The organism is Arthrobacter sp. TE12232, from assembly GCF_054062615.1.
This window is the reverse complement of the sequence record NZ_JBSSFK010000001.1, coordinates 2,005,075-2,024,659: the sequence shown is the minus strand read 5'-3', so window position 1 is coordinate 2,024,659 and position 19,585 is coordinate 2,005,075. Positions and strand designations below refer to the sequence as shown.

Below are 19,585 nucleotides of genomic sequence, written 5' to 3'. Positions count from 1 at the left end.
CTTCTGCAGGCACTGCTGCCCGGGCGCCGGCCCTTGCCGGTTCCCGGGCAATGCTGTGCCGGACGCGGGGCAGACCGGGTCTACTAGAAATTTATGGCAACCGCTTGCCAAAAGATTGCCAAGTGACTAGGATTACATCCAGACGAAGAAGCCACCGGGTGGCAACCGGCACCGCCAGCCGCACCGGAAGGCCCGCCCCGCAACGACGCGTAAGGATTCCCCACGATGCTCAAGCCCCAGGCCAGTGAAACCCGCGAGATCGTCAATCTCGACGGCCTGTACCGCTTCAAGGTGGACTTTGACCGCTCCAGCCACCGGGACGAATGGTTCCGGGCGCCGCTGGACTCGGACCTGGAAATGGGTGTCCCGGCCAGCTACAACGACGTCTTCCCGGACAAAGCCATCAGGGACCACGTCGGCTACGTCTGGTACCAGCGGGACGTGCGCGTACCGCGCGGCTGGGCCGGGGAGCGCATCCACGTCCGCCTCGACTCCGCAACGCACGAGGGCATGGTGTGGGTTGATGAGACCCTGGTGGCCCAGCACACCGGCGGCTACATGCCGTTCAGCGCGGACATCACCGAGCACGTGACGCCCGGGCAGGTCTTCCGCCTCACCATCTCCGTCAACAACGAGCTCACCCAGGCCACGATTCCGCCGGGAACCATCACCGTCACGGAGGACGGCCGCCGCCAGCAGAGCTACCTCCACGACTTCTACAACTACGCCGGACTGCACCGCAGCGTCTGGCTGTTCAGCACCCCCGCGGTGACCGTCGATGACATCACCGTGGTCACCGGCTTCGAGGCATCGGCCGGCAGCGTCGAGTACTCCATCGCCACCGCCGGCGGAACCGGCAGTGAAACGGTCACCGTTTCCCTCCGGGACGCCGACGGCGCAGAGGTTGCCCGCGCCGACGGCGCCCGCGGCACCCTGACGATCGCCGACGTCGTGCTCTGGAAGCCCGGTGCCGCCTACCTCTACAGCCTCACCGCCGAGATCCGCGACGGCGGCCGGCTGCTGGACAGCTACACCCTGCCCGTCGGGGTCCGCACCGTGGAAGTCCACGGCAAGGAATTCCTCATCAACGGCGAGCCCTTCTATTTCACCGGCTTCGGCATGCACGAGGACCACGTGGCCATCGGCAAGGGCCACAGCAACGCCCAGATGGTCAACGACTTCCAGCTCCTGGACTGGGTGGGTGCCAACTCCTTCCGGACCTCGCACTACCCCTACGCCGAGGAAGTCATGGAGTTCGCGGACCGGCACGGGATCGTGGTGATCGACGAAACCGCCGCCGTCGGGCTGCACCTGGGCTTCGGCGCCGTCTTCGGCGGCATTGCCAAGAAGACCTACGTCGAGGGCGGTGTGGACGCCAACACCGCCGCCAGCCACCGGCAGGCGATTTCCGAGCTCGTCGCCCGCGACAAGAACCACCCGTCCGTGGTCATCTGGTCGATCGCCAACGAACCCAACGGCTCGGAAGAGGGCGCCCGCGAATACTTCGCGCCCCTCGCGGAACTGACCCGCCGGCTGGACCCCACCCGGCCGGTCGGCTACGTCAACGTCATGTTCGACACCCCGGACAAGGAACTGCTCGGGGACCTGTTCGACGTCGTCCTGCTCAACCGCTACTACGGCTGGTACCTCAACAACGGCGACCTCGAAACAGCCGAGCAGTCCCTCGAGAAGGAACTGCGCGAGTGGGACGCCAAGTACGGCAAGCCCATGATCATGACCGAGTACGGACCGGACACCATGCCCGGTTTCCACTCGATCTATGAACAGCCCTGGAGCGAGGAATACCAGGCCGCGTTCTTGGCCATGTACCACCGGGTCTTCGACCGCGTGGACGCCATGGTGGGCGAGCAGGTCTGGAACTTCGCGGACTTCCAGACCTCCAACGGCATCATGCGCGTGGACGGCAACAAGAAGGGCGTCTTCACCCGGGACAGGCGGCCCAAGCCCGCCGCCTATGCCCTGCGCAAACGGTGGACGGCGCTGGCCGGAACCCCGAACAACACTTCCGAGGCGTAGGCCTTACCGCACATTTTTTCGCCGGGCCCGGACCAGGGTCTGAGTCCGGCAACGGGTAAAGGAGCCCAATTATGAAAAAGCTTTCCAAGCTCAGCATCATCGGCTATGGCGCCGGCGATGCTGCCAACAACCTCGCATTCACCACCGCCACCATGTTCCTGCTGGTGTACTACACCGACGTGGCCGGGATTTCGGCCGCGGCCGCCGGCACCCTGCTGCTGGTGGTGCGGATCTTCGACGCTTTCGCCGACGTCTTCGCCGGCCGCGTGGTGGACCGGACCTACAGCAAGCGGTTCGGCAAGTTCCGCCCGTTCATCATGTTCGGCTCCATCCCGCTGCTGCTGCTGAGCGTGGCGACCTTCTCCATCCCGGCGCTCGGCGAATCCGGCACCCTGCTCTACGCCTACGTCACGTACGCCGCCCTGGGCCTGGCCTACAGCCTGGTCAACATCCCCTACGGCTCGCTGGCCGGCGCCATGACCCAGGACCCGGCCGAGCGCGCCAAGCTGGGCTCGGCCCGGATGATCGGCGGGATGCTGGTCGGCTCCGCCCTGGGCATCTTCGTGGCCCCTTTGATCAAGCCGGGCGCCAACCTGCAGGCCACGTTCACCACCATCACCCTGATCTTCGTCGTCATCGGTGCAGCCCTGTACTTGTTCACCGTCCTGACCACCAAGGAGCGGGTCCACCGCGCCGTCCCCAACGTCACGTTCAAGCAGAGCATGGACACGCTCAGGGGCAACCGGCCGCTGCTGATGCTGTGCCTGAGCTCCTTCTTCTTCCTGACCGGCTACCTGGCCCTGACTTCGGTCCAGCTCTACTACCTCCGTGATGTCCTGGGGCGGCTGGACCTGTACCCCGCGCTCTCCATCATCCAACTCGTCCTCACCTTCGTGCTGGCCGGCTTCATGCCGAAGCTGGTGCGGAACATCGGCAAGAAGCGCGTCTACATCTTCTCGTCGCTGGTCACGGTCATTGGGGGCGCCATCGTCTTCTTCACCCCGGCAAGCCAGGTCTGGATCGGTTTCAGCGGCCTGGTCATCAGCCTCGTGGGCGTCCTCGCGGTCAACATCGTGGTGTGGGCCCTCGAAGCCGACACCGTCGAATACGGCGAATGGAAGACCGGCGTCCGGACCGAGGGCATCACCTACGCCTTGTTCTCCTTCACCCGCAAGACCGGCCAGGCCGTCGGGGGAGCGCTCGCGGCCTATGCCCTGGCCCTGGGCGGCTACAAATCCGGCGCCGTCCAGACCCCCGACGCCGTCTTCGGCATCCAGCTGGCCGCCGGCGCACTGCCTGCCATCATGACCATCCTGGCCGTGCTCGTGATGGCCAAGTACACGCTCACCGACACCATGCACGCCCGGATCCTCACCGAAATCCAGGCCCGCCGCACCGCCGGTGCCGGCAGCGCCGTCGGAATCGCCGTCGGAACCTCCCGGAACGACGCCGACGGCACCGTTCCCGCCGATGCCGCACCGCTGGCCCCCAGCAACTAAGCCACCCACCACCCAGACAAGGACCTGTTGTGAAAATCATTGCCGCTGAAGTCTTCGTGACCAGCCCCTCCCGGAACTTCGTGACCCTGCGGATCACCACAGAAGACGGCGTCACCGGCATCGGCGACGCCACCCTCAACGGCCGCGAGCTCGCCGTGGCCGCCTACCTGAAGGAGCACGTCGCGCAGCTGCTGATCGGCAAGGACCCGCACCGGATCGAGGACACCTGGCAGTTCCTGTACCGGAGCTCCTACTGGCGCCGCGGCCCGGTCACGATGGCCGCGATCGCCGCCGTCGACATGGCCCTGTGGGACATCAAGGGCAAGCTGGCCGGGATGCCGGTCTACCAGCTCCTCGGCGGCGCGTCCCGGAACGGGCTGCGCGCCTACGGCCACGCCTCCGGCGCGGACATTCCCTCCCTGTTCGATTCCGTCCGCGAGCACCTGGAGCTCGGGTACAAGTCCATCCGGATCCAGACCGCCATCCCCGGCATCAAGGCCGTTTACGGGGTCGCCGCGCAGGCACAGGCCTCGGGGGAGCGGTACGACTACGAGCCCGCCGGCCGTGGGGCGTTCCCGCAGGAAGAGGACTGGGACACCCGCGCCTACCTGCGCCACCTGCCCACCGTGTTCGAGGCCGTGCGCAACGAGTTCGGCCCGGAAATCCCGCTGCTGCACGACGGGCACCACCGGATGACCCCGATCCAGGCCGCCAAGCTCGGCAAGGCGCTGGAACCCTACGACCTCTTCTGGCTCGAGGACTGCACCCCGGCCGAAAACCAGGAGGCCCTGCGCCTGGTCCGCCAGCACACCACCACCCCGCTGGCCATCGGTGAAATCTTCAACACCGTGTATGACTACCAGACGATCATCAAGGAACAGCTGATCGACTACGTCCGGGCCGCGTCCACGCACTTCGGCGGGATTTCGCCGCTGAAGAAGGTCATGGACTTCGCCGCGCAGTACCAGATCAAGTCCGGCTTCCACGGCCCCACTGACATCTCCCCGGTCGGGTTCGCCGCGCAGCTGCACGTCGGGCTGGCCATCCACAATTACGGCATCCAAGAATACATGCAGCACTCGGACAAGACCAACGAGGTCTTCGAGCAGTCCATGACGTTCGTGGACGGCTACCTGCACCCGGGCGACAAGCCCGGCATCGGCGTCGAATTCAACGAGGAAGCCGCGGCGGCCTTCCCGTACCAGCAGGCCTACCTGCCCTACAACCGCCTCGTCGACGGCACCGTTCATGACTGGTGAGCTGAACCCCGCCGGCTCCGCCCCCCGCCACATTGTGGTGATGGGTGTGACGAGTTGCGGCAAGAGCACCGTGGGCGCGGCCATCGCCGAGCGCCTCGGCGCGGAATTCCTCGACGGCGACTCACTGCACCCGCAGTCGAACATCGACAAGATGGCTTCGGGCACTCCGTTGAACGACGACGACCGGGCACCGTGGCTGGCCGAAATCGGCAGGCGCTTCGCGGCGTCGGACGCTGGCCTGATCATCGCGTGCAGCGCGCTCAAGCGCGCCTACCGGGACATCATCCGCAGCGGCGATCCCTCCGTGGTGTTCGTGCACCTGCACGGGAGCCGGGAACTGCTCAGCAGCCGCATGGCCGCGCGTCCGGGGCACTTCATGCCGCTCTCACTGCTGGAATCGCAGTTGGAAACCCTCGAAGAACTCCAGGCCGACGAAAAGAGTGTTGTAGTGGACATCGCCACGCCAGTGAAGCAGATCGTTGACGAAGCTGTAGCGGCCCTCGGCGGCCGGCAGGTCGATGCCACCCGGTTCCTTGTGGACCTGAAGGCCGCTCCGTTCAACCTCGACGACGCCGCCGTTGCATGGGTGGACTCGACCATCGACTCGATGTCGCTCGAGGAAAAGATCGGGCAGCTGTTCATCAACCACAACAACGACTACTCCCAGGAATACCTCGACGGTGTCCTGGAGCAGTATCACGTGGGCGGCATGCGCTACCGGCCCGGCCCCGCCGCCGCCGTGCAGGAACACATCCGCTACGCGCAATCCAAGACCCGCATCCCGCTGCTGGTGGCCTCCAACCCGGAAATGGGGGGAGCCGGAAGCTGCGACGACGGGACGTTCGTCTCGACGCACCTGCAGGCGGGCTCGCACCCGGACAAGGACATCGCCCGCCAGATGGGGCGCGTGGCCGGTGTGGAGACCGCGGCGCTGGGCTGCAACTGGGCCTTCGCGCCGATCGTGGACATCCACTACAACTGGCGGAACACCGTCATCTCCACCCGTGCCTTCGGCAACACCCCGGAGATCGTGGTGGAACGGGCCAAGGAATACTTCGACGGCATCAGCGAATCGCCCACCGTGTGCGCCATGAAGCACTTCCCGGGTGATGGTCTGGACGAACGCGATCAGCACGTGGTCACCTCCTACAACACCTTCGGCTACGAGGAGTGGAACCGGACCTACGGGCACGTGTACCGGGAGATGATCGGGCACGGGGTGCAGTCGATCATGGTCGGCCACATCGGTGCGCCGGACTTGTCACGGCATTTCCGCCCCGGGCTGGCGGCGGAGGACATCCTGCCCGCGACCCTGGCGCCCGAGCTACTGCAGGACCTGCTCCGCGGCGAGCTCGGCTTCAACGGGCTCGTCCTGACCGACGCGTCCCAGATGATCGGCCTCACCCAGGCCATGAAGCGCAGCGAGCTCGTCCCTGCCACCATTGCCGCCGGGTGCGACATGTTCCTGTTCTTCCGGAACCCGGCCGAGGACTTCGGGTACATGCTCGAGGGGTACAAGTCCGGGGTCATCACGGAAGCACGGCTGCAGGACGCCCTGCGCCGGATTCTGGGACTGAAGGCCTCACTCGGCCTGCACAAGGCCGCGCGGGAATCCCTCGTCCCGCCGGTCGAAGCGCTGCAGCTGATCGGGAGCGAGGCCCACCGGGCGATTGCCGCGGAGATCGCCGACAAGACCGTCACCCTGGTAAAGGACACTGCCAGCAACCTGCCCATCACGCCCCGGACGCACAAACGCATCCGCCTCTACGGCATCTCGGGCGGCGCGGACTTCACCCGTGCCGACCCGCTGGCCTATCTGGACGTGGTCCGCGACGAGCTCGAAAAAGCCGGCTTTGAAGTCCATGTCTTCAAGACAGCCGAGCAGCGCCAGATTGCCGGCGAGACCGGGGTGAACTTCATGTCCGTCATCTCCGAGGAAGCCACGGGGGATTACGCGCAGAAGTACGACGCCGCGTTCGTCTTCGCCAACGTGAAAGGCTTCGCCCAGGAGGCGGCCATCCGGATCAAGTGGTCAACGCCCATGGCGGCCGAGATCCCCTGGTACGCCACCGAGGTGCCCACGGTGTTCGTCTCGCTCAATCAGCCCAACCACCTCATTGACGTGCCGATGGTGAAGACGGCCATCCACGCCCACGCGGGCACGCCGGAGGCCATCCGGGCTGCCATCGAGAAGATCCAGGGCAAATCGGAGTTCCAGGGCACGTTCAACGAGAACGTCTTCTGCGACTCCTTCGACACCCGGCTCTGAGCCCTTTTACCTGGGATTCTAGAGGTTTTAGAGCAGGCTCTCTGCCGACTGAATGGCACCAGTCCGCAGGGAGTCGGCAATATCCCGTTCGCCTACGTGTCCTAGGCGTCGTAGCTGGCCGAGTGCTCCTGCGCATCGTTGCGGGCTGCCGTAAGTTCTCTGCGGTAGTCCGCAACGGTCAGGACGCCGTTGACATCCAACACATTCTGGATCCGCTCGATAAGCGCCGGCATTTCGTAGTGCTCAACGACCCGATCGTGTCGGTCATCCAAATGTGTGAGTTTCTCAGCCACGTTCCCCCCAAAGAATGCTGCTCCGCACCCCATGTGCGGTGCCGTGAGTCTACACGCAATGTTTCCGCAGTTTTCCCGCACCCGTAACACACCCACGCCGCCGAGGAGGCGCGCTTGGGCACCACACCGGCGGCGCCATGAGCCATGCCGTCATCATCACCCTGATCAGAACCCCAGGCGCTGTGCCCACTGCTGTTCTCCCCCGAGCAATTCCTGGAGCCGGAATGGGCCCCGACCGCCCTCGCGGGTAAAGAAAAGCCCCGGGCCCATGACAGATGCCGGGGCAGTTCCTACGCGCGGAGGCTGGCTATCGGCCGGCTAGTCGTCGCAGTTCTGCAAGACCCAGTGCTGAGCCCGCCAGATGACGTTGTAGTTGTTGACCCGGCTCTGAGCCCTCCAGCCGGGCCGCCGCTGCGGTTTCGGACCGGCGCTACGCGGATCCCCGTAGCGCCAGTCTGAAGCCGTAGCGCACACGAAAAACCGACGCGAAAACCACTCCCGCGGCGCCCGTCGCAGGCGTAGCGTGGGGGCCATGGAGAAGACCGGATGCGCGGTGGTGGGCGGCGGGCCTGCGGGGATGATGCTGGGCCTGCTCCTGGCCCGGGCCGGGGTGCGGGTCACGGTGTTGGAGAAGCATGCGGACTTCCTGCGGGATTTCCGCGGCGACACGGTGCACCCCTCCACCATCCGGCTGATTGACGAACTCGGCCTCGGCCAGGAATTCCGCCGGCTGCCGCAGAGTCGCCTGAAGAATGTTGCTTTTCCGGTTCCCGGCGGGCCGCCCGTGACCATGGGTGATTTTGATGCGCTGCCGCCGCCGTACAACTACATCGCCATGATGCCGCAGTGGGATTTCCTGAATTTCCTCGGCGCCGCCGCGGCCGAGGAACCGGGGTTCACCCTGCTGATGAGCCACACCGCCACCGGGCTGGTCCGCAACGGGGGCCGTGTCCGCGGAATCCGCTTCCGGACCCCGGACGGCACTCACGGCGAACTCTTGGCGGACCTGGTCGTCGCGACGGACGGACGCCATTCCGTGCTCCGCACCGAGGCCGGCCTCGCGCCGAAGGAGTTTCCGGTGCCTTTCGACACCTGGTGGTTCCGGCTGCCCCGGAACCCTTCCGAAGCAGGCGAGGTGGCCGGGCTCGTGCCGGCATTCGGACCCGGCGAGGCGCTGTTGGCCTTGTTCCGCAATGACTACTACCAAATGGGCTACCTCGCCGCGAAAGGCACCGACGCCCGGATCCGCGCGGAAGGCGTCGAGGGATTCCGACGCCGGGTCGCGGCGCTGCGCCCGGACCTCGCCGACCGCGTTGACGCCATCCGTTCCCTCGATGACCTCCACTGGCTGGACGTGCGCCTGAACCGGCTGCACCGGTGGTACATCAACGGCATGCTGTGCATCGGCGACGCCGCGCATGCCATGTCCCCGGCCGGCGGCGTCGGAATCAACCTCGCGATCCAGGACGCCGCGGCCGCCGCCGAGTCCCTTGCCCCCGCACTGCTCCGGGGCCATGTGACCACGGCAGACCTCAAGAAAGTCGAACGACGGCGGCGGTTGCCCACCGTCATTGTGCAGACTGCCCAGAGGGTGATGCAGCGGGCAATCTTCGGCCCGATCATGTCCGGGAAGCGGACAAAAGTTCCAGCCGCGGCGCTGTTCGTGGCCCGGCGCGTTCCAGCGGTCCGCACCATCATTCCCCGGTTTATTGCCTTTGGTCCGCGGCCCGAGCATGCCCCGGCATTCGCCCGGCGCGCCGAACCCCGACCGCAGCCGCAGCCCTAGCCGCGCTGGGCGGTCATACTGCCCCATTGGGCGCTTCACCGCCATCCCACAATGGCAGAGGGACGCTGGCCGGGCGAGGAAATATGTGACTCGCGTGACGTAATTTTTGCGTGCGGTCCAGTCAAGGGCTACCGTGTGATCAGTATCACGACAAGTCATACATGCTTTTGATCTGCGGCGGGAGAGTCCTGCCGGTACGTTCAGCAGGCGCCGTAGGAGCAAATCCTCCCCAGGAATCTCTCAGGCCCACGTACCGCCGCGGCGAGGCAACTCTGGAAAGCAGTCCGGTCACCGGACTCACCGACGGTGCAAGCGGCACCCTGTAACAGCAGGGTCTGCGGAAACTCTCAGGTCCAATACAGAGCGGGGAGGAACCCGAATCATCGTGGCACCCAAAATGCCACCTGAATTATGGAGTTCCTTCATGGCCATTCAGTCGTCCCCTCCCACCTTTCCAGATGGCCGGAAATTGCTGCGCATTGAGCAGCGCAATGCGGCCACACCGGTGGAGCGTAAGCCGGAATGGATCAAGGCCAAGGTCCAGATGGGCCCCGAGTTCGTCCAGCTCAAGAACCTCGTCAAGAAGGAAGGCCTCCACACGGTGTGTGAAGAGGCCGGCTGCCCCAACATCTTCGAATGCTGGGAAGACAAGGAAGCCACCTTCCTGATCGGCGGCTCCGAATGCACGCGCCGCTGCGACTTCTGCCAGATCGACACCGGCAAGCCCTCCCCGGTGGACGTCTTCGAGCCCACCAAGGTGGCCCGCTCGGTGCAGTCCATGGCCCTGCGCTATGCCACCGTGACCGGGGTGGCCCGCGATGACCTCGCCGACGAGGGCGTCTGGCTCTACGCCGAGACGGTCCGCAAGATCCACGAGCTGAACCCGGGCACCGGCGTCGAACTGCTGATCCCGGACTTCTCCGGCAAGCCCGAGCACATCGAGGCGATCTGCGACTCCAAGCCCGAGGTCTTCGCCCACAACGTCGAAACCGTGCCGCGGATCTTCAAGCGGATCCGTCCCGCGTTCCGCTACGAGCGGTCCCTGGACGTCATCACCCAGGGCCGGAAGCACGGCATGGTGACCAAGTCCAACCTGATCCTGGGCATGGGCGAGACCCGCGACGAGATTTCCGAGGCCCTGCGGGACCTGCACGAGGCCGGCTGCGACCTCATCACGATCACCCAGTATCTGCGCCCGTCCGAACGGCACCTGCCGGTGGACCGCTGGGTCAAGCCGCAGGAATTCGTGGACCTGCAGCAGGAAGCGGACGAGATCGGCTTCCTGGGCGTCATGTCCGGACCCCTGGTGCGCTCCTCCTACCGCGCCGGCCGGCTCTGGGCCACCGCGATGCGCAAGAAGGGCTGGGAAATCCCGGCCCAACTCGCCCACATCGAAAGCTCCGGCAGCACCCGCCAGGAAGCCAGCTCCATCCTCGCCGCGCACGCCGGCGTCTGACACCTGCAGAGGACTAACGATGATCCCCACCAGAATCGAAATCATCCCTTCAGAGGGAATCGTGGAGCAGGTCACGGCCCTGGTGCCCTTGAGCACCACGCTTACCGTCACGTGCCTGCCCCACCACGGCATCGAGCGGACCATGCGTGCCGCGGTGCAGCTTAGCCTGCACGGCTACTCCGTCATTCCGCACCTCGCGGCGCGGAGCCTGCCTGGTCGTGTCGAGCTGACCGAAATCCTCCGCGACTGCAATGTTGCCGGCATCGGTGAGGTGTTCGTGATCGGCGGAGACCGGAAGCAGCAGGCGGGTCCGTACGGGTCCGCCCTCCCGGTGCTGGAAGACATCGCGCAGTACACCGGCGGAGTGATGCGGGCAGGCGTTGCGGGCTACCCGGAGGGACACCCCGCTGTGGGTGCCCTGGACCTCGTGGACGCCCTGCTGGCCAAGCAGCACCTGGCCACGCATGTCGTCACGCAGATGTGCTTCTCCGCGCCGAAAATCCTTGACTACGCGGCGCTCCTCCGCCGGGAAGGCGTGCAACTGCCCGTCTGGGCCGGGGTGGCCGGGGCCGTCCCGCGGACCAAGCTGGTTTCCCTCGCCGCGCAGATCGGCGTCGGAAGTTCCCTGAAGTTCCTCAGCCGCAAGGGGCCGTTGGCGCGCAAGCTCCTGAGCGGGGACAGGTACTCGCCCCAGAGTCTGGTGACGGGTCTGCAAAGCCAGCCCGGCAGCATCGCGGGCATCCATCTCTACAGCTTCAACAACCTTGACGCGGTCCCTGACGGGCCTGATCAAGCGTTAACCCCAGCAGCACTTCAGCCGGCATTGATTCGAAGGGCAACACGTGACAACTAGAGTCGTAACTTCCCACCAGGAACCGCACCTTGAGCGGCAGCTCAGCAACAGGCACATCCAGCTAATTGCGATCGGCGGCGCCATCGGCACCGGCCTGTTCATGGGCTCGGGCAAGACGATTTCGGCGGCCGGACCCTCCGTCATCTTCGTGTACATGATCATCGGCTTCATGCTGTTCTTTGTCATGCGGGCGATGGGCGAACTGCTGCTGAGCAACCTGAACTACAAGTCCTTCAGCGACTTTGCCGCGGACCTACTGGGCCCCTGGGCAGGTTTCTTCACCGGCTGGACCTACTGGTTCTGCTGGGTGATCACCGGGATTGCGGATGTCATCGCCATTGCGGGCTACTCGCAGGAACTCTGGCCGGCGCTACCTTTGTGGATCCCCGGCCTGGTTACCATCGCCATCCTGCTGCTGCTGAATCTGGCCACGGTGAAGGCGTTCGGCGAGACGGAGTTCTGGTTCGCGCTGATCAAGATTATCGCCATCGCGGCACTGATCGTGGTGGGTCTGTTCATGATTTTCAGCGGGTTCAGCTCCGACGCCGGACCGGCCAGTTTCAGCAACTTGTGGAGTCACGGCGGCTTCTTCCCGAATGAATTCATGGGCTTCGTGGCCGGTTTCCAGATTGCCGTGTTCGCTTTTGTGGGCATTGAGCTGGTGGGCACCACGGCTGCCGAGGCCAAGGACCCGGAGAAGAATCTGCCCAAGGCGATCAACTCCATTCCCATCCGTGTGCTGCTCTTCTATGTGGGCGCCCTGATCATCCTGATGTCCGTCATTCCGTGGACCCAGTTCCAGGCCGGCCACAGCCCCTTCATCGCCATGTTCTCACTGGCCGGCCTGGGTGCCGCCGCCACCGTGGTGAACCTGGTGGTCCTGACCTCGGCGATGTCCTCGGCCAACTCCGGCATCTACTCCACTTCACGCATGGTGTACGGACTGGCCCAGGAAGGTGACGCTCCCGGCGTGTTCGGCGGGCTCTCCCGGCGGAAGGTCCCGCAGAACGCCCTGTTCCTCTCCTGCGTACTGCTGCTCTCCGGCGTGGTGCTGATGTACGCGGGACAGGACATCGGCAAGGCCTTCGACATGGTGACCACCGTGTCCGCTGTCTGCTTTGTCTTCGTGTGGTCCATCATCCTGGCCAGCTACATCGCCTTCCGCCGGCGCCGCCCGCAGCTGCACGACGCCTCCAAGTTCAAGATGCCCGGCGGCATTGCCATGGTCTGGGTTGTCTTCGCTTTCTTCGGTTTCGTGCTCTGGACGCTGACCACCCAGCCTGACACGCTCACGGCCCTGCTATTCACCCCGGTCTGGTTCATTTTGCTCGGCATCGCATGGTACATCCTGCGCCGCCGCCCCACGCACCTAGCCCGCTACGCGACGTTCCAGGCCGAACTCGCCCGGGACATGGAACAGGAAGCCTGAGCAATGAACACCACACCGACGACGGGTTCGCCCCAGGAACCCATGGAACATACAGCCACGTCTGAACACGTGCTCACTCTCGACTGCCGGGAGTCTCCCGGTATCGTCCACGCGATCTCGGGGTTCCTGCTGGACCACGGCTGCGACATCATCGACAACAAACAGTACGGAGACCGCGGGGAAGGGCACTTCTTCATGCGCGTCCACTTCTCCTCTGCCCCGGAGTCCTTCAGCACCGAGCAGCTGCGCCGCGACTTTACGGTCCTGGCGGAGAAATGGCAGATGAACTGGCAATTGGAGCCGCACGGCCGCAAACGCCGTGTCCTGGTCATGGTGTCCAGGATGGGCCACTGTCTCAATGACCTTCTGTTCAGGGCGCGGACCGGCGACATCCCCGTGGAAATCGTCGCCGTGGTCTCCAATCATCGCGATCAGGAGGGGTTGGTGCAGTGGCACGACATCCCGTTCTTCCACCTGCCGGTGACCAAGGACTCCAAGCCGGAGGCCGAAGCCAGGCTTCTGGAAATCGTTGACGAATTCGACGTGGAACTCGTGGTCCTGGCCCGCTACATGCAGGTCCTCAGTGACGGACTATCAGCCAAACTCGCGGGACGGACCATAAACATCCACCACTCCTTCCTGCCGAGCTTCAAGGGGGCCAAGCCCTACCACCAGGCCTACGACCGTGGGGTGAAGACCGTGGGCGCCACCGCCCACTACGTCAATGCCGAGCTGGATGAGGGCCCGATCATCTCGCAGCAGGTCATCGACGTGGACCATACCTACACCGCCGACGACCTCGTGGCGGTGGGCAGGGATGCCGAGTGCGCCGCCCTGCGCAATGCCGTGCGTTGGCACTGCGAGGGCAGGGTCCTGCTCCTCGGCAACCGGACCGTCGTCTTGCGGTAGGACAGGTCCTATGGGTCGACCCTCGCCGCCGTCGATTGCTCCGTAACCGCCCTTTAGAGCCTCCAAAAGGGCGGTTACGGAGCAGTCGCTGGGGGTTAGCCGCGTGCCGCGAGGTAGCCGATCAGGCCCTTGACGGTGGCAACGGCCGGGTAGTCGCGCTCCGGAATGTCCACGCCGGTGGCCTTGTCGATGGTTTCCACGAGCCGCAGGAAGTCCAGCGAATCGAGTTCCAGGTCCTGGCGCAGCCGGGCGTCCTCGTCGACGTCGTCGAAGTCGACGTCGGGGGCCACTTCGCCGATCGCGGCGTGCACGGCCGCCCGGGCGTCCTGTTCGTTCATGGTTCCTCCGCTTTCCTGGCGTTGGGTGTCACAGATGCTCGGGCTCTTGCAACAGCTCGTTGATCAGGGCCAGGTAGCGGCCGCCGCGCAACCCGTCGCTGACCCGGTGGTCCGCCGAGAGCGTCGCAATGACAGCGTGCCGGACCCCGAGGAGCCCGTTTTGGGCCCAAGGCTGTTCCGTCACGCGGCCGAAACCCACCATCGCGACCTGGGGCGGGTAGATCACGCCGTAGACACTGTCCACGCCGAGGTCTCCGAGGTTGGTCACCGTCAGGGTTGGATCGGCCATCTCGGCGCGCAACAGACGCCCCGCCCGGGCCCGGCTGACAAGATCCCGCAACTGCTCCATCAGCACGTCCAGGGGCAGGGTGTCGGCGTCGTGGATGGCGGGGGCCACCAGGCCGCCCTGTCGCAGGGCCACCGCAACGCCCAGGTGCACCGCCGCACTGGGCCGGAACCCCCCGCCGTCGTAGAAGCCATTCACTTCGGGGACTTCCTTGGCCGCGAGCGCCGCGGCCTTGAGCAGGAGCGCGGAGGGGACCAGCCGGGCGGCGACGGGCCGGTGCGCGTTGACGGACTGCATCCACTCGACGCCGGCCCGGAGGTCCAGCGTGGTGCTGAGGTAGTAGTGCGGGATGGTCTGCTTCGAACGCGTCATCAGGGCGCCGATGGCGCGGCGCAGGCTTGCCACGCGCTCGCGGGCCTCCGACGACGGCTTCCCTTTAGCCGGCGCTTCCGGTTCCGGAGCAGCGGGTGCGGCTTCCGGTACAGCGGGTGCGGCTTCAGGCCCGGAAACCGCGACGGCGGCCTCCGGGAGGACGGCCCCCGGGGGACCGGCTTCGGGACGCGCCTCCGCGGGGCCTGCCGGCGGAACGGCTGCTGCGGCGTCCTGCACGTCGGTCACTGTCACGGCGCCGTCCGGGCCGGTGCCGGTCACGGCGGAAAGCTCGATCCCGAGTTCCGCCGCGAGCCGCCGGGCCCGCGGCGTGGAGCGCACCCTGGCCGCGCTGGCGGGCCGGGCCGCCCTGGCATGTTCCACATCCGCCCGCGTGATGGCGCCGGCTTTGCCGGTGCCATGGATCCTGCCGGTGTCCACGCCCAGCCGGTGCGCCAGATGCCGCACCGGCGGCGCGATCGGGGGACCGGCCGTGGCCGCCGGTGCTTCCGGAGCGTGAGGCTTGACAGCGGGGGTTTTGGACGGCGCCCGCGCCGGGGGCGCCTCATGCCCCGGTGCCCCCACCTCGGCGGGGGTCTGGGTGATCCGGGCCAGCGGGGTTCCCACCGGAACGGTTTCGCCGATGCCCACCAGGAGGTCTGCCACGACGCCTTCCTGGAAGGACTCCACATCCATGACGGTCTTGTCCGTGTCCACGACTGCCACGAGGTCGCCGCGGCGCACGTAGTCACCGGGCTTGACGAGCCATTCGACCAGCTTGCCGTGCTCCATGTCAGCCCCGAGCGAGGGCATGAGGAAGTCACCCACCGGCGTCCACCGTCTCCTTGGCGGCGGCGACGACCCGTGCCGCGGAAGGCAGGGCGGCCAGCTCGAGGTGCTTGGCGTAGGGGATCGGCACCTCGGCGCTGCAGACCCGGCCCACCGGCGCATCGAGGTCGAAGAACACCTGCTCGGTGATCCGGGCACTCACCTCGGCCGACAGGCTGCCGCTGCGCCAACCTTCATCGACCACCACAGCCCGGTGGGTCCGGGTCACGGATGCCATGATGGCGGCGTCGTCGAGCGGGCGGAGCGTGCGCAGGTCCAGGACCTCGGCATCGATCCCGTCGGCCGCGAGCTGTTCCGCGGCGTCGAGCACGGCGGGGAGGGTCCCGCCGTAGGTGATCAGCGAGATGTCGTTGCCGGGGCGCCGGATGGCGGCCGTGTCGATGTCTACCGGTCCGGCGTCGTCGGCCAGTTCCCCGGGGACGTTATACAGCGAGCCGTGCTCGAAGATCAGCACGGGATCCGGGTCCTGAAGCGCAGTCCACAGCATGCCGCGGGCGTCTTCGAGGGTAGCCGGGGCGAGGATCCGCAGGCCCGGGATATGCGCATACCAGCCCTCGAGGCTGTGCGAGTGCTGGGCGCCGAGCTGGCGGCCGGCACCCGTGGTCATCCGGATCACGAGCGGCACGTGGAACTGCCCGCCGGACATGTGCAGCAAGGTGGCGGCGTTGTTCACGATCTGGTCGAGGGCCAGAAGGCTGAAGTTAACCGTCATGATTTCCACGATCGGGCGCATGCCGCCAAGCGCGGCCCCGATGCCGGCGCCGACGAACCCGGACTCGGACAGCGGGGTGTCGCGGATCCGGTCCGGGCCGAACTCCTCCAGCAGGCCCAGGCTGACCGCGAACGAGCCGCCGTAGGCGCCCACGTCCTCACCCATCAGGAACACGCGTTCGTCGCGGATCATGGCGTCGCGGATGCCCGCGCGGAGCGCTTCGCGGTAGCTGGACTTCATGGCGCGCCGGTTTCCTTCCCTGCAGGCTGCGTGCCGGTGCCGGGGCCGGCACCGTCTCCGGTGTCGCGCTCGCTGTACACAAAGCGGGTCAGTTCCTCCACCGGCTCCGGTGTTCCGGCCTCGGCGAAGTCGACGGCGGCCGCGATTTCCGCTTGCGCGTCCGCCTGCAGCTGCTCCCACTCGGCGGCCGAGAGCTGGCCCGCGGACTCCAGCGCGGTCCGCAGCAGCGTGATCGGGTCCCGCTCCATCCACCGCGCAACCTCGTCCTTGGCCCGGTAGCGTTCGGGATCGAACATCGAGTGGGCCCGGAAGCGGTAGGTCCGCAGCTCCAGGAAATGCGGGCCACCGCCGGAGCGGACGGCGTCCACCGCGCGCCGTGCGCCCTCCTGGACGGCCAGGACATCCATGCCGTCCACGGCCCACGCCGGGATCTCATATGCGGCGGCCTTGAGGGCGATGTCCGTCTGAGATTCGGACCGGGCCAGGGCGGTTCCCATGGCATAGAGATTGTTCTCGCAGCAGAACAGCACAGGCAGCTGCCACAAGGCCGCCAGGTTCAGGCTCTCGTGGAATTCGCCTTCGGCCACCGCACCTTCGCCGAAGAAGCACGCCGTGACATTGGAGCGTCCCGCCATCTTGTCGGCGAGCGCCAGGCCGACGGCGAGCGGCAGGCCCCCGGCGACGATCGCGTTCCCCCCGAAGAACCGGGTGGCGGCGTCGAAGAGGTGCATTGAGCCGCCGCGCCCGCGGCAGCACCCTTCAACGTAGCCGTACATTTCGGCGAGGATCGCCCCGGCCGAGACGCCCCGCAACAGCGCGTGGCCGTGCTCCCGGTACGTCGCGACCACGGCGTCCTCCGGTCCCAGGGACGCCAGGACACCGGCGGCAACGGCCTCCTCGCCAATGTAGACGTGCAGGAAGCCGCGGATCTTGGCGGCGCTGTAGAGCTCGACGCATTTCTCTTCGAGCTGGCGGACGCGCAGCATCTGCAGCAGCAGGTGCCGGCCTTGGGCCGCGTCCACGGCGCCCCCGCCCGGGCCTGGGGTGCCGGTCATTTCGGTTCCAGCCCTGTGCCAGCCGCGTCAGGCGGGGTAGCGTTCGGCGGGGGAGTCTCGATGGTGGAGGTGTCACCCTCGGGCAGCCCGAGCTCGCGGGCCTTGAGCAGGCGCCGGAGTATCTTTCCGCTGCGGGTCTTGGGCAGCGCGGTGGTGAAGTCGAGCAGCCGCGGCGCGACGGCCGGACCCAGCCGCTTGCGGGCGAAGCCGATGATGTCCAGCGCCAGCTCCCCGGACGGCTCCCAGCCGCTCCGGAGCTCAACGAAGGCCTTGACCACTTCGCCCGCCACCGGGTCCGGGACACCGATCACGCCGGCCTCGGCCACGGCGGGGTGCTCCATGAGGGAACTCTCCACCTCGAACGGGCCGATCAGGTGCCCCGAGGATTTGATGACGTCGTCGCCCCGGCCCACAAACCAGTAGTAGCCGTCGGCGTCGCGTTTGGCGAGATCCCCGGTCAGGTACCAGCCGCCCGCGAAGCAGCGGCGGTAGCGTTCCTCCTCATGCAAGTAGCCGCGGAACATGGAGGGCCAGCCGGGCCGCAGGGCCAGTTCACCCATGGTGTCCGGGGCCGTGACCAGCACGGCTTCGCCGTCGCGGATGACGGCCTTGCCGTCCGCGTCCCGGACCACGAGGGCCGCTTCTACGCCCGGGAGCGGCCGGCCCATGGAGCCGGGCCGGATCTCGGTGGCGGCGTAGTTGGAAATCATGATGCCGCCTGTTTCGGTCTGCCACCAGTTGTCATGCACCGGCTGGCCGAAGGCCTCTTGCCCCCACACCACCACCTCCGGGTTGAGCGGCTCGCCGACGCTGGCGACGAAGCGCAGGGCGGAGAGGTCGTGTCCCGCGGCGTGGTCGGCCCCGGCCTTCATGAGCATGCGCAGGGCCGTCGGGGCCGTGTACCAGACCGTGACCCCCTGTTCGGCGAGGATCCGGTACCACCGGTCCGCGTCCATTTCCTCCTCGTCCACGATGGCCGTCACCCCGTGGCTCAAGGGCGCGATCACGCCGTACGAGGTTCCCGTGACCCAGCCGGGGTCGGCCGTGCACCAGTAGACGTCATCGGGGTGCAGGTCCAGGGCGAAGGTGCCGGTCGCGTGGTGGGCGGTCACGGCGTCGTGCACGTGGATGGCGCCCTTCGGGGTGCCGGTGGTGCCGGACGTGAAGTGCAGCAGGGCCATGTCCTCCGGCTGGGTGGCGGCGATGTCCCCGTCCGGCGGGGCTTCGCGCATGAGGGCTGCGAGGTCCAGGGTCCCGGGCTCGGGATCGCCGTCGGCGTCGATGAGCAGGACGTGGCGCAGGTCGGGGAGCTGCCCGCGCAGCTGCGCGATTTTCTTGCGGTACAGCGCCCGCGTGGTGACCAGCGCCCGGCCGGAGCCCAGCGTGAGGCGCTGCCGCACGGGCTCGGGGCCGAACGCGGAGAACAGCGGGCAGAACACGCTCGCGTTCTTGAACGTGCCGAGCACGGCGATATACAGGTCGGGCCCGCGGCCGGTGAGGGAGAACACCCGTTCCCCGCGGCCGACGCCGAGGCTGCGGAGGACCCCGGCGAAGCGGTTGGTCTGTTCGGCGAGTTCGGCGTAGCTCAGTGAATGGGTGCTGCCATCGGCGCGGACAAACCGCAGGGCCTCCCGGCCGGCGCCGCTGCCGGCTGCGTGCCGGTCCACGGCCTCGTAGGCGATGTTGAGGCCGCGGCCCCCGGGGAGCCCGGACAGTGCACGGCGGCCCTCATCCCAGGTAAATGCCGCGCAGGCCGCGTCATAATCCACCAGGTTCGGCCGGATCCGGAAACTGCCGATGTCTTTGGTGATCGCAGGCCAGCGGATGGATGGTTCGGTTCCTGCCGTCATGGTTCCATCGGACTCCCGTGCGCCGGTGCCGCCAAGAGTAAAAGGTCCCGGCCCCCGACATATGGGCGCCCGGCTGGGAATCCGCGGCGGACCAGC

Annotated in this window: 15 protein-coding genes and 1 riboswitch; of the genes, 9 read left to right on the top strand and 6 right to left on the bottom strand. The window is 66.9% G+C overall.

Annotation, left to right across the window (positions count from 1 at the left end):
• The first annotated feature begins 225 nt into the window (after positions 1-225).
• The 4 genes from uidA (at position 226) to ACVWZ7_RS08905 (ending at position 7,064) form a co-directional block, all read left to right on the top strand.
• Entirely contained in the window at positions 226-2,037 is a 1,812-nt protein-coding gene (gene uidA, locus ACVWZ7_RS08920; RefSeq protein WP_456507630.1) for a beta-glucuronidase, read from the top strand.
• A gap of 71 nt (positions 2,038-2,108) precedes the next feature.
• Positions 2,109-3,536, top strand: coding sequence for a glucuronide transporter (gene uidB, locus ACVWZ7_RS08915; RefSeq protein WP_456507629.1), 1,428 nt, complete (start codon positions 2,109-2,111; stop codon positions 3,534-3,536).
• A 29-nt stretch (positions 3,537-3,565) separates the two neighbouring features.
• The gene (gene manD / locus ACVWZ7_RS08910) at positions 3,566-4,795 is read left to right on the top strand and encodes a D-mannonate dehydratase ManD (protein WP_344361038.1); all 1,230 of its coding nucleotides are present in this window, start codon (positions 3,566-3,568) and stop codon (positions 4,793-4,795) included.
• Positions 4,785-7,064: a gluconokinase, GntK/IdnK-type gene (locus ACVWZ7_RS08905; protein WP_456507628.1), complete on the top strand. Its 2,280-nt coding sequence runs from the start codon at positions 4,785-4,787 to the stop codon at positions 7,062-7,064. Before manD ends, ACVWZ7_RS08905 begins: the two co-directional genes overlap by 11 nt.
• Before the next feature lie 101 nt (positions 7,065-7,165).
• Here the strand turns inward: ACVWZ7_RS08905 and ACVWZ7_RS08900 are convergent, their stop codons facing one another.
• The gene (locus ACVWZ7_RS08900) at positions 7,166-7,336 is read right to left on the bottom strand and encodes a hypothetical protein (protein ID WP_456507627.1); all 171 of its coding nucleotides are present in this window, start codon (positions 7,334-7,336) and stop codon (positions 7,166-7,168) included.
• Positions 7,337-7,889: 553 nt separating this feature from the next.
• Here ACVWZ7_RS08900 and ACVWZ7_RS08895 point away from each other — a divergent pair.
• The 5 genes from ACVWZ7_RS08895 (at position 7,890) to purU (ending at position 13,790) form a co-directional block, all read left to right on the top strand.
• On the top strand, positions 7,890-9,143 hold the full coding sequence (locus ACVWZ7_RS08895; protein WP_456507626.1) for an FAD-dependent oxidoreductase: 1,254 nt from the start codon (positions 7,890-7,892) through the stop codon (positions 9,141-9,143).
• A gap of 168 nt (positions 9,144-9,311) precedes the next feature.
• Positions 9,312-9,409: riboswitch (glycine riboswitch) on the top strand.
• Between the two features lie 158 nt (positions 9,410-9,567).
• The gene (gene lipA, locus ACVWZ7_RS08890) at positions 9,568-10,599 is read left to right on the top strand and encodes a lipoyl synthase (RefSeq protein WP_456507625.1); all 1,032 of its coding nucleotides are present in this window, start codon (positions 9,568-9,570) and stop codon (positions 10,597-10,599) included.
• A gap of 19 nt (positions 10,600-10,618) precedes the next feature.
• The gene (locus ACVWZ7_RS08885) at positions 10,619-11,452 is read left to right on the top strand and encodes a methylenetetrahydrofolate reductase (protein ID WP_116768780.1); all 834 of its coding nucleotides are present in this window, start codon (positions 10,619-10,621) and stop codon (positions 11,450-11,452) included.
• The gene (gene cycA, locus ACVWZ7_RS08880; protein WP_116768779.1) at positions 11,442-12,881 is read left to right on the top strand and encodes a D-serine/D-alanine/glycine transporter; all 1,440 of its coding nucleotides are present in this window, start codon (positions 11,442-11,444) and stop codon (positions 12,879-12,881) included. The genes ACVWZ7_RS08885 and cycA overlap by 11 nt, the downstream gene beginning before the upstream one ends.
• A 3-nt stretch (positions 12,882-12,884) precedes the next feature.
• A complete protein-coding gene (purU, locus tag ACVWZ7_RS08875; RefSeq protein WP_116768778.1) occupies positions 12,885-13,790 on the top strand; it encodes a formyltetrahydrofolate deformylase in 906 nt (301 codons plus the stop codon).
• A gap of 95 nt (positions 13,791-13,885) precedes the next feature.
• On the opposite strand, the gene ACVWZ7_RS08870 is transcribed toward purU, so the two are convergent.
• From ACVWZ7_RS08870 to acsA, 5 genes are read right to left on the bottom strand one after another with little or no spacing between them, the layout of a single operon-like run.
• A complete protein-coding gene (locus tag ACVWZ7_RS08870) occupies positions 13,886-14,128 on the bottom strand; it encodes an acyl carrier protein (RefSeq protein WP_116768777.1) in 243 nt (80 codons plus the stop codon).
• Positions 14,129-14,156: 28 nt separating this feature from the next.
• Positions 14,157-15,611, bottom strand: coding sequence for a 2-oxo acid dehydrogenase subunit E2 (locus ACVWZ7_RS08865; protein WP_116768776.1), 1,455 nt, complete (start codon positions 15,609-15,611; stop codon positions 14,157-14,159).
• On the bottom strand, positions 15,604-16,584 hold the full coding sequence (locus ACVWZ7_RS08860) for an alpha-ketoacid dehydrogenase subunit beta (RefSeq protein WP_116768775.1): 981 nt from the start codon (positions 16,582-16,584) through the stop codon (positions 15,604-15,606). Before ACVWZ7_RS08860 ends, ACVWZ7_RS08865 begins: the two co-directional genes overlap by 8 nt.
• Positions 16,581-17,639, bottom strand: a complete 1,059-nt coding sequence (gene pdhA, locus ACVWZ7_RS08855) for a pyruvate dehydrogenase (acetyl-transferring) E1 component subunit alpha (RefSeq protein ID WP_116768774.1) — start codon at positions 17,637-17,639, stop codon at positions 16,581-16,583. The genes ACVWZ7_RS08860 and pdhA overlap by 4 nt, the downstream gene beginning before the upstream one ends.
• On the bottom strand, positions 17,636-19,489 hold the full coding sequence (gene acsA, locus ACVWZ7_RS08850) for an acetate--CoA ligase (RefSeq protein ID WP_456507624.1): 1,854 nt from the start codon (positions 19,487-19,489) through the stop codon (positions 17,636-17,638). Before acsA ends, pdhA begins: the two co-directional genes overlap by 4 nt.
• Positions 19,490-19,585 lie beyond the last annotated feature (96 nt).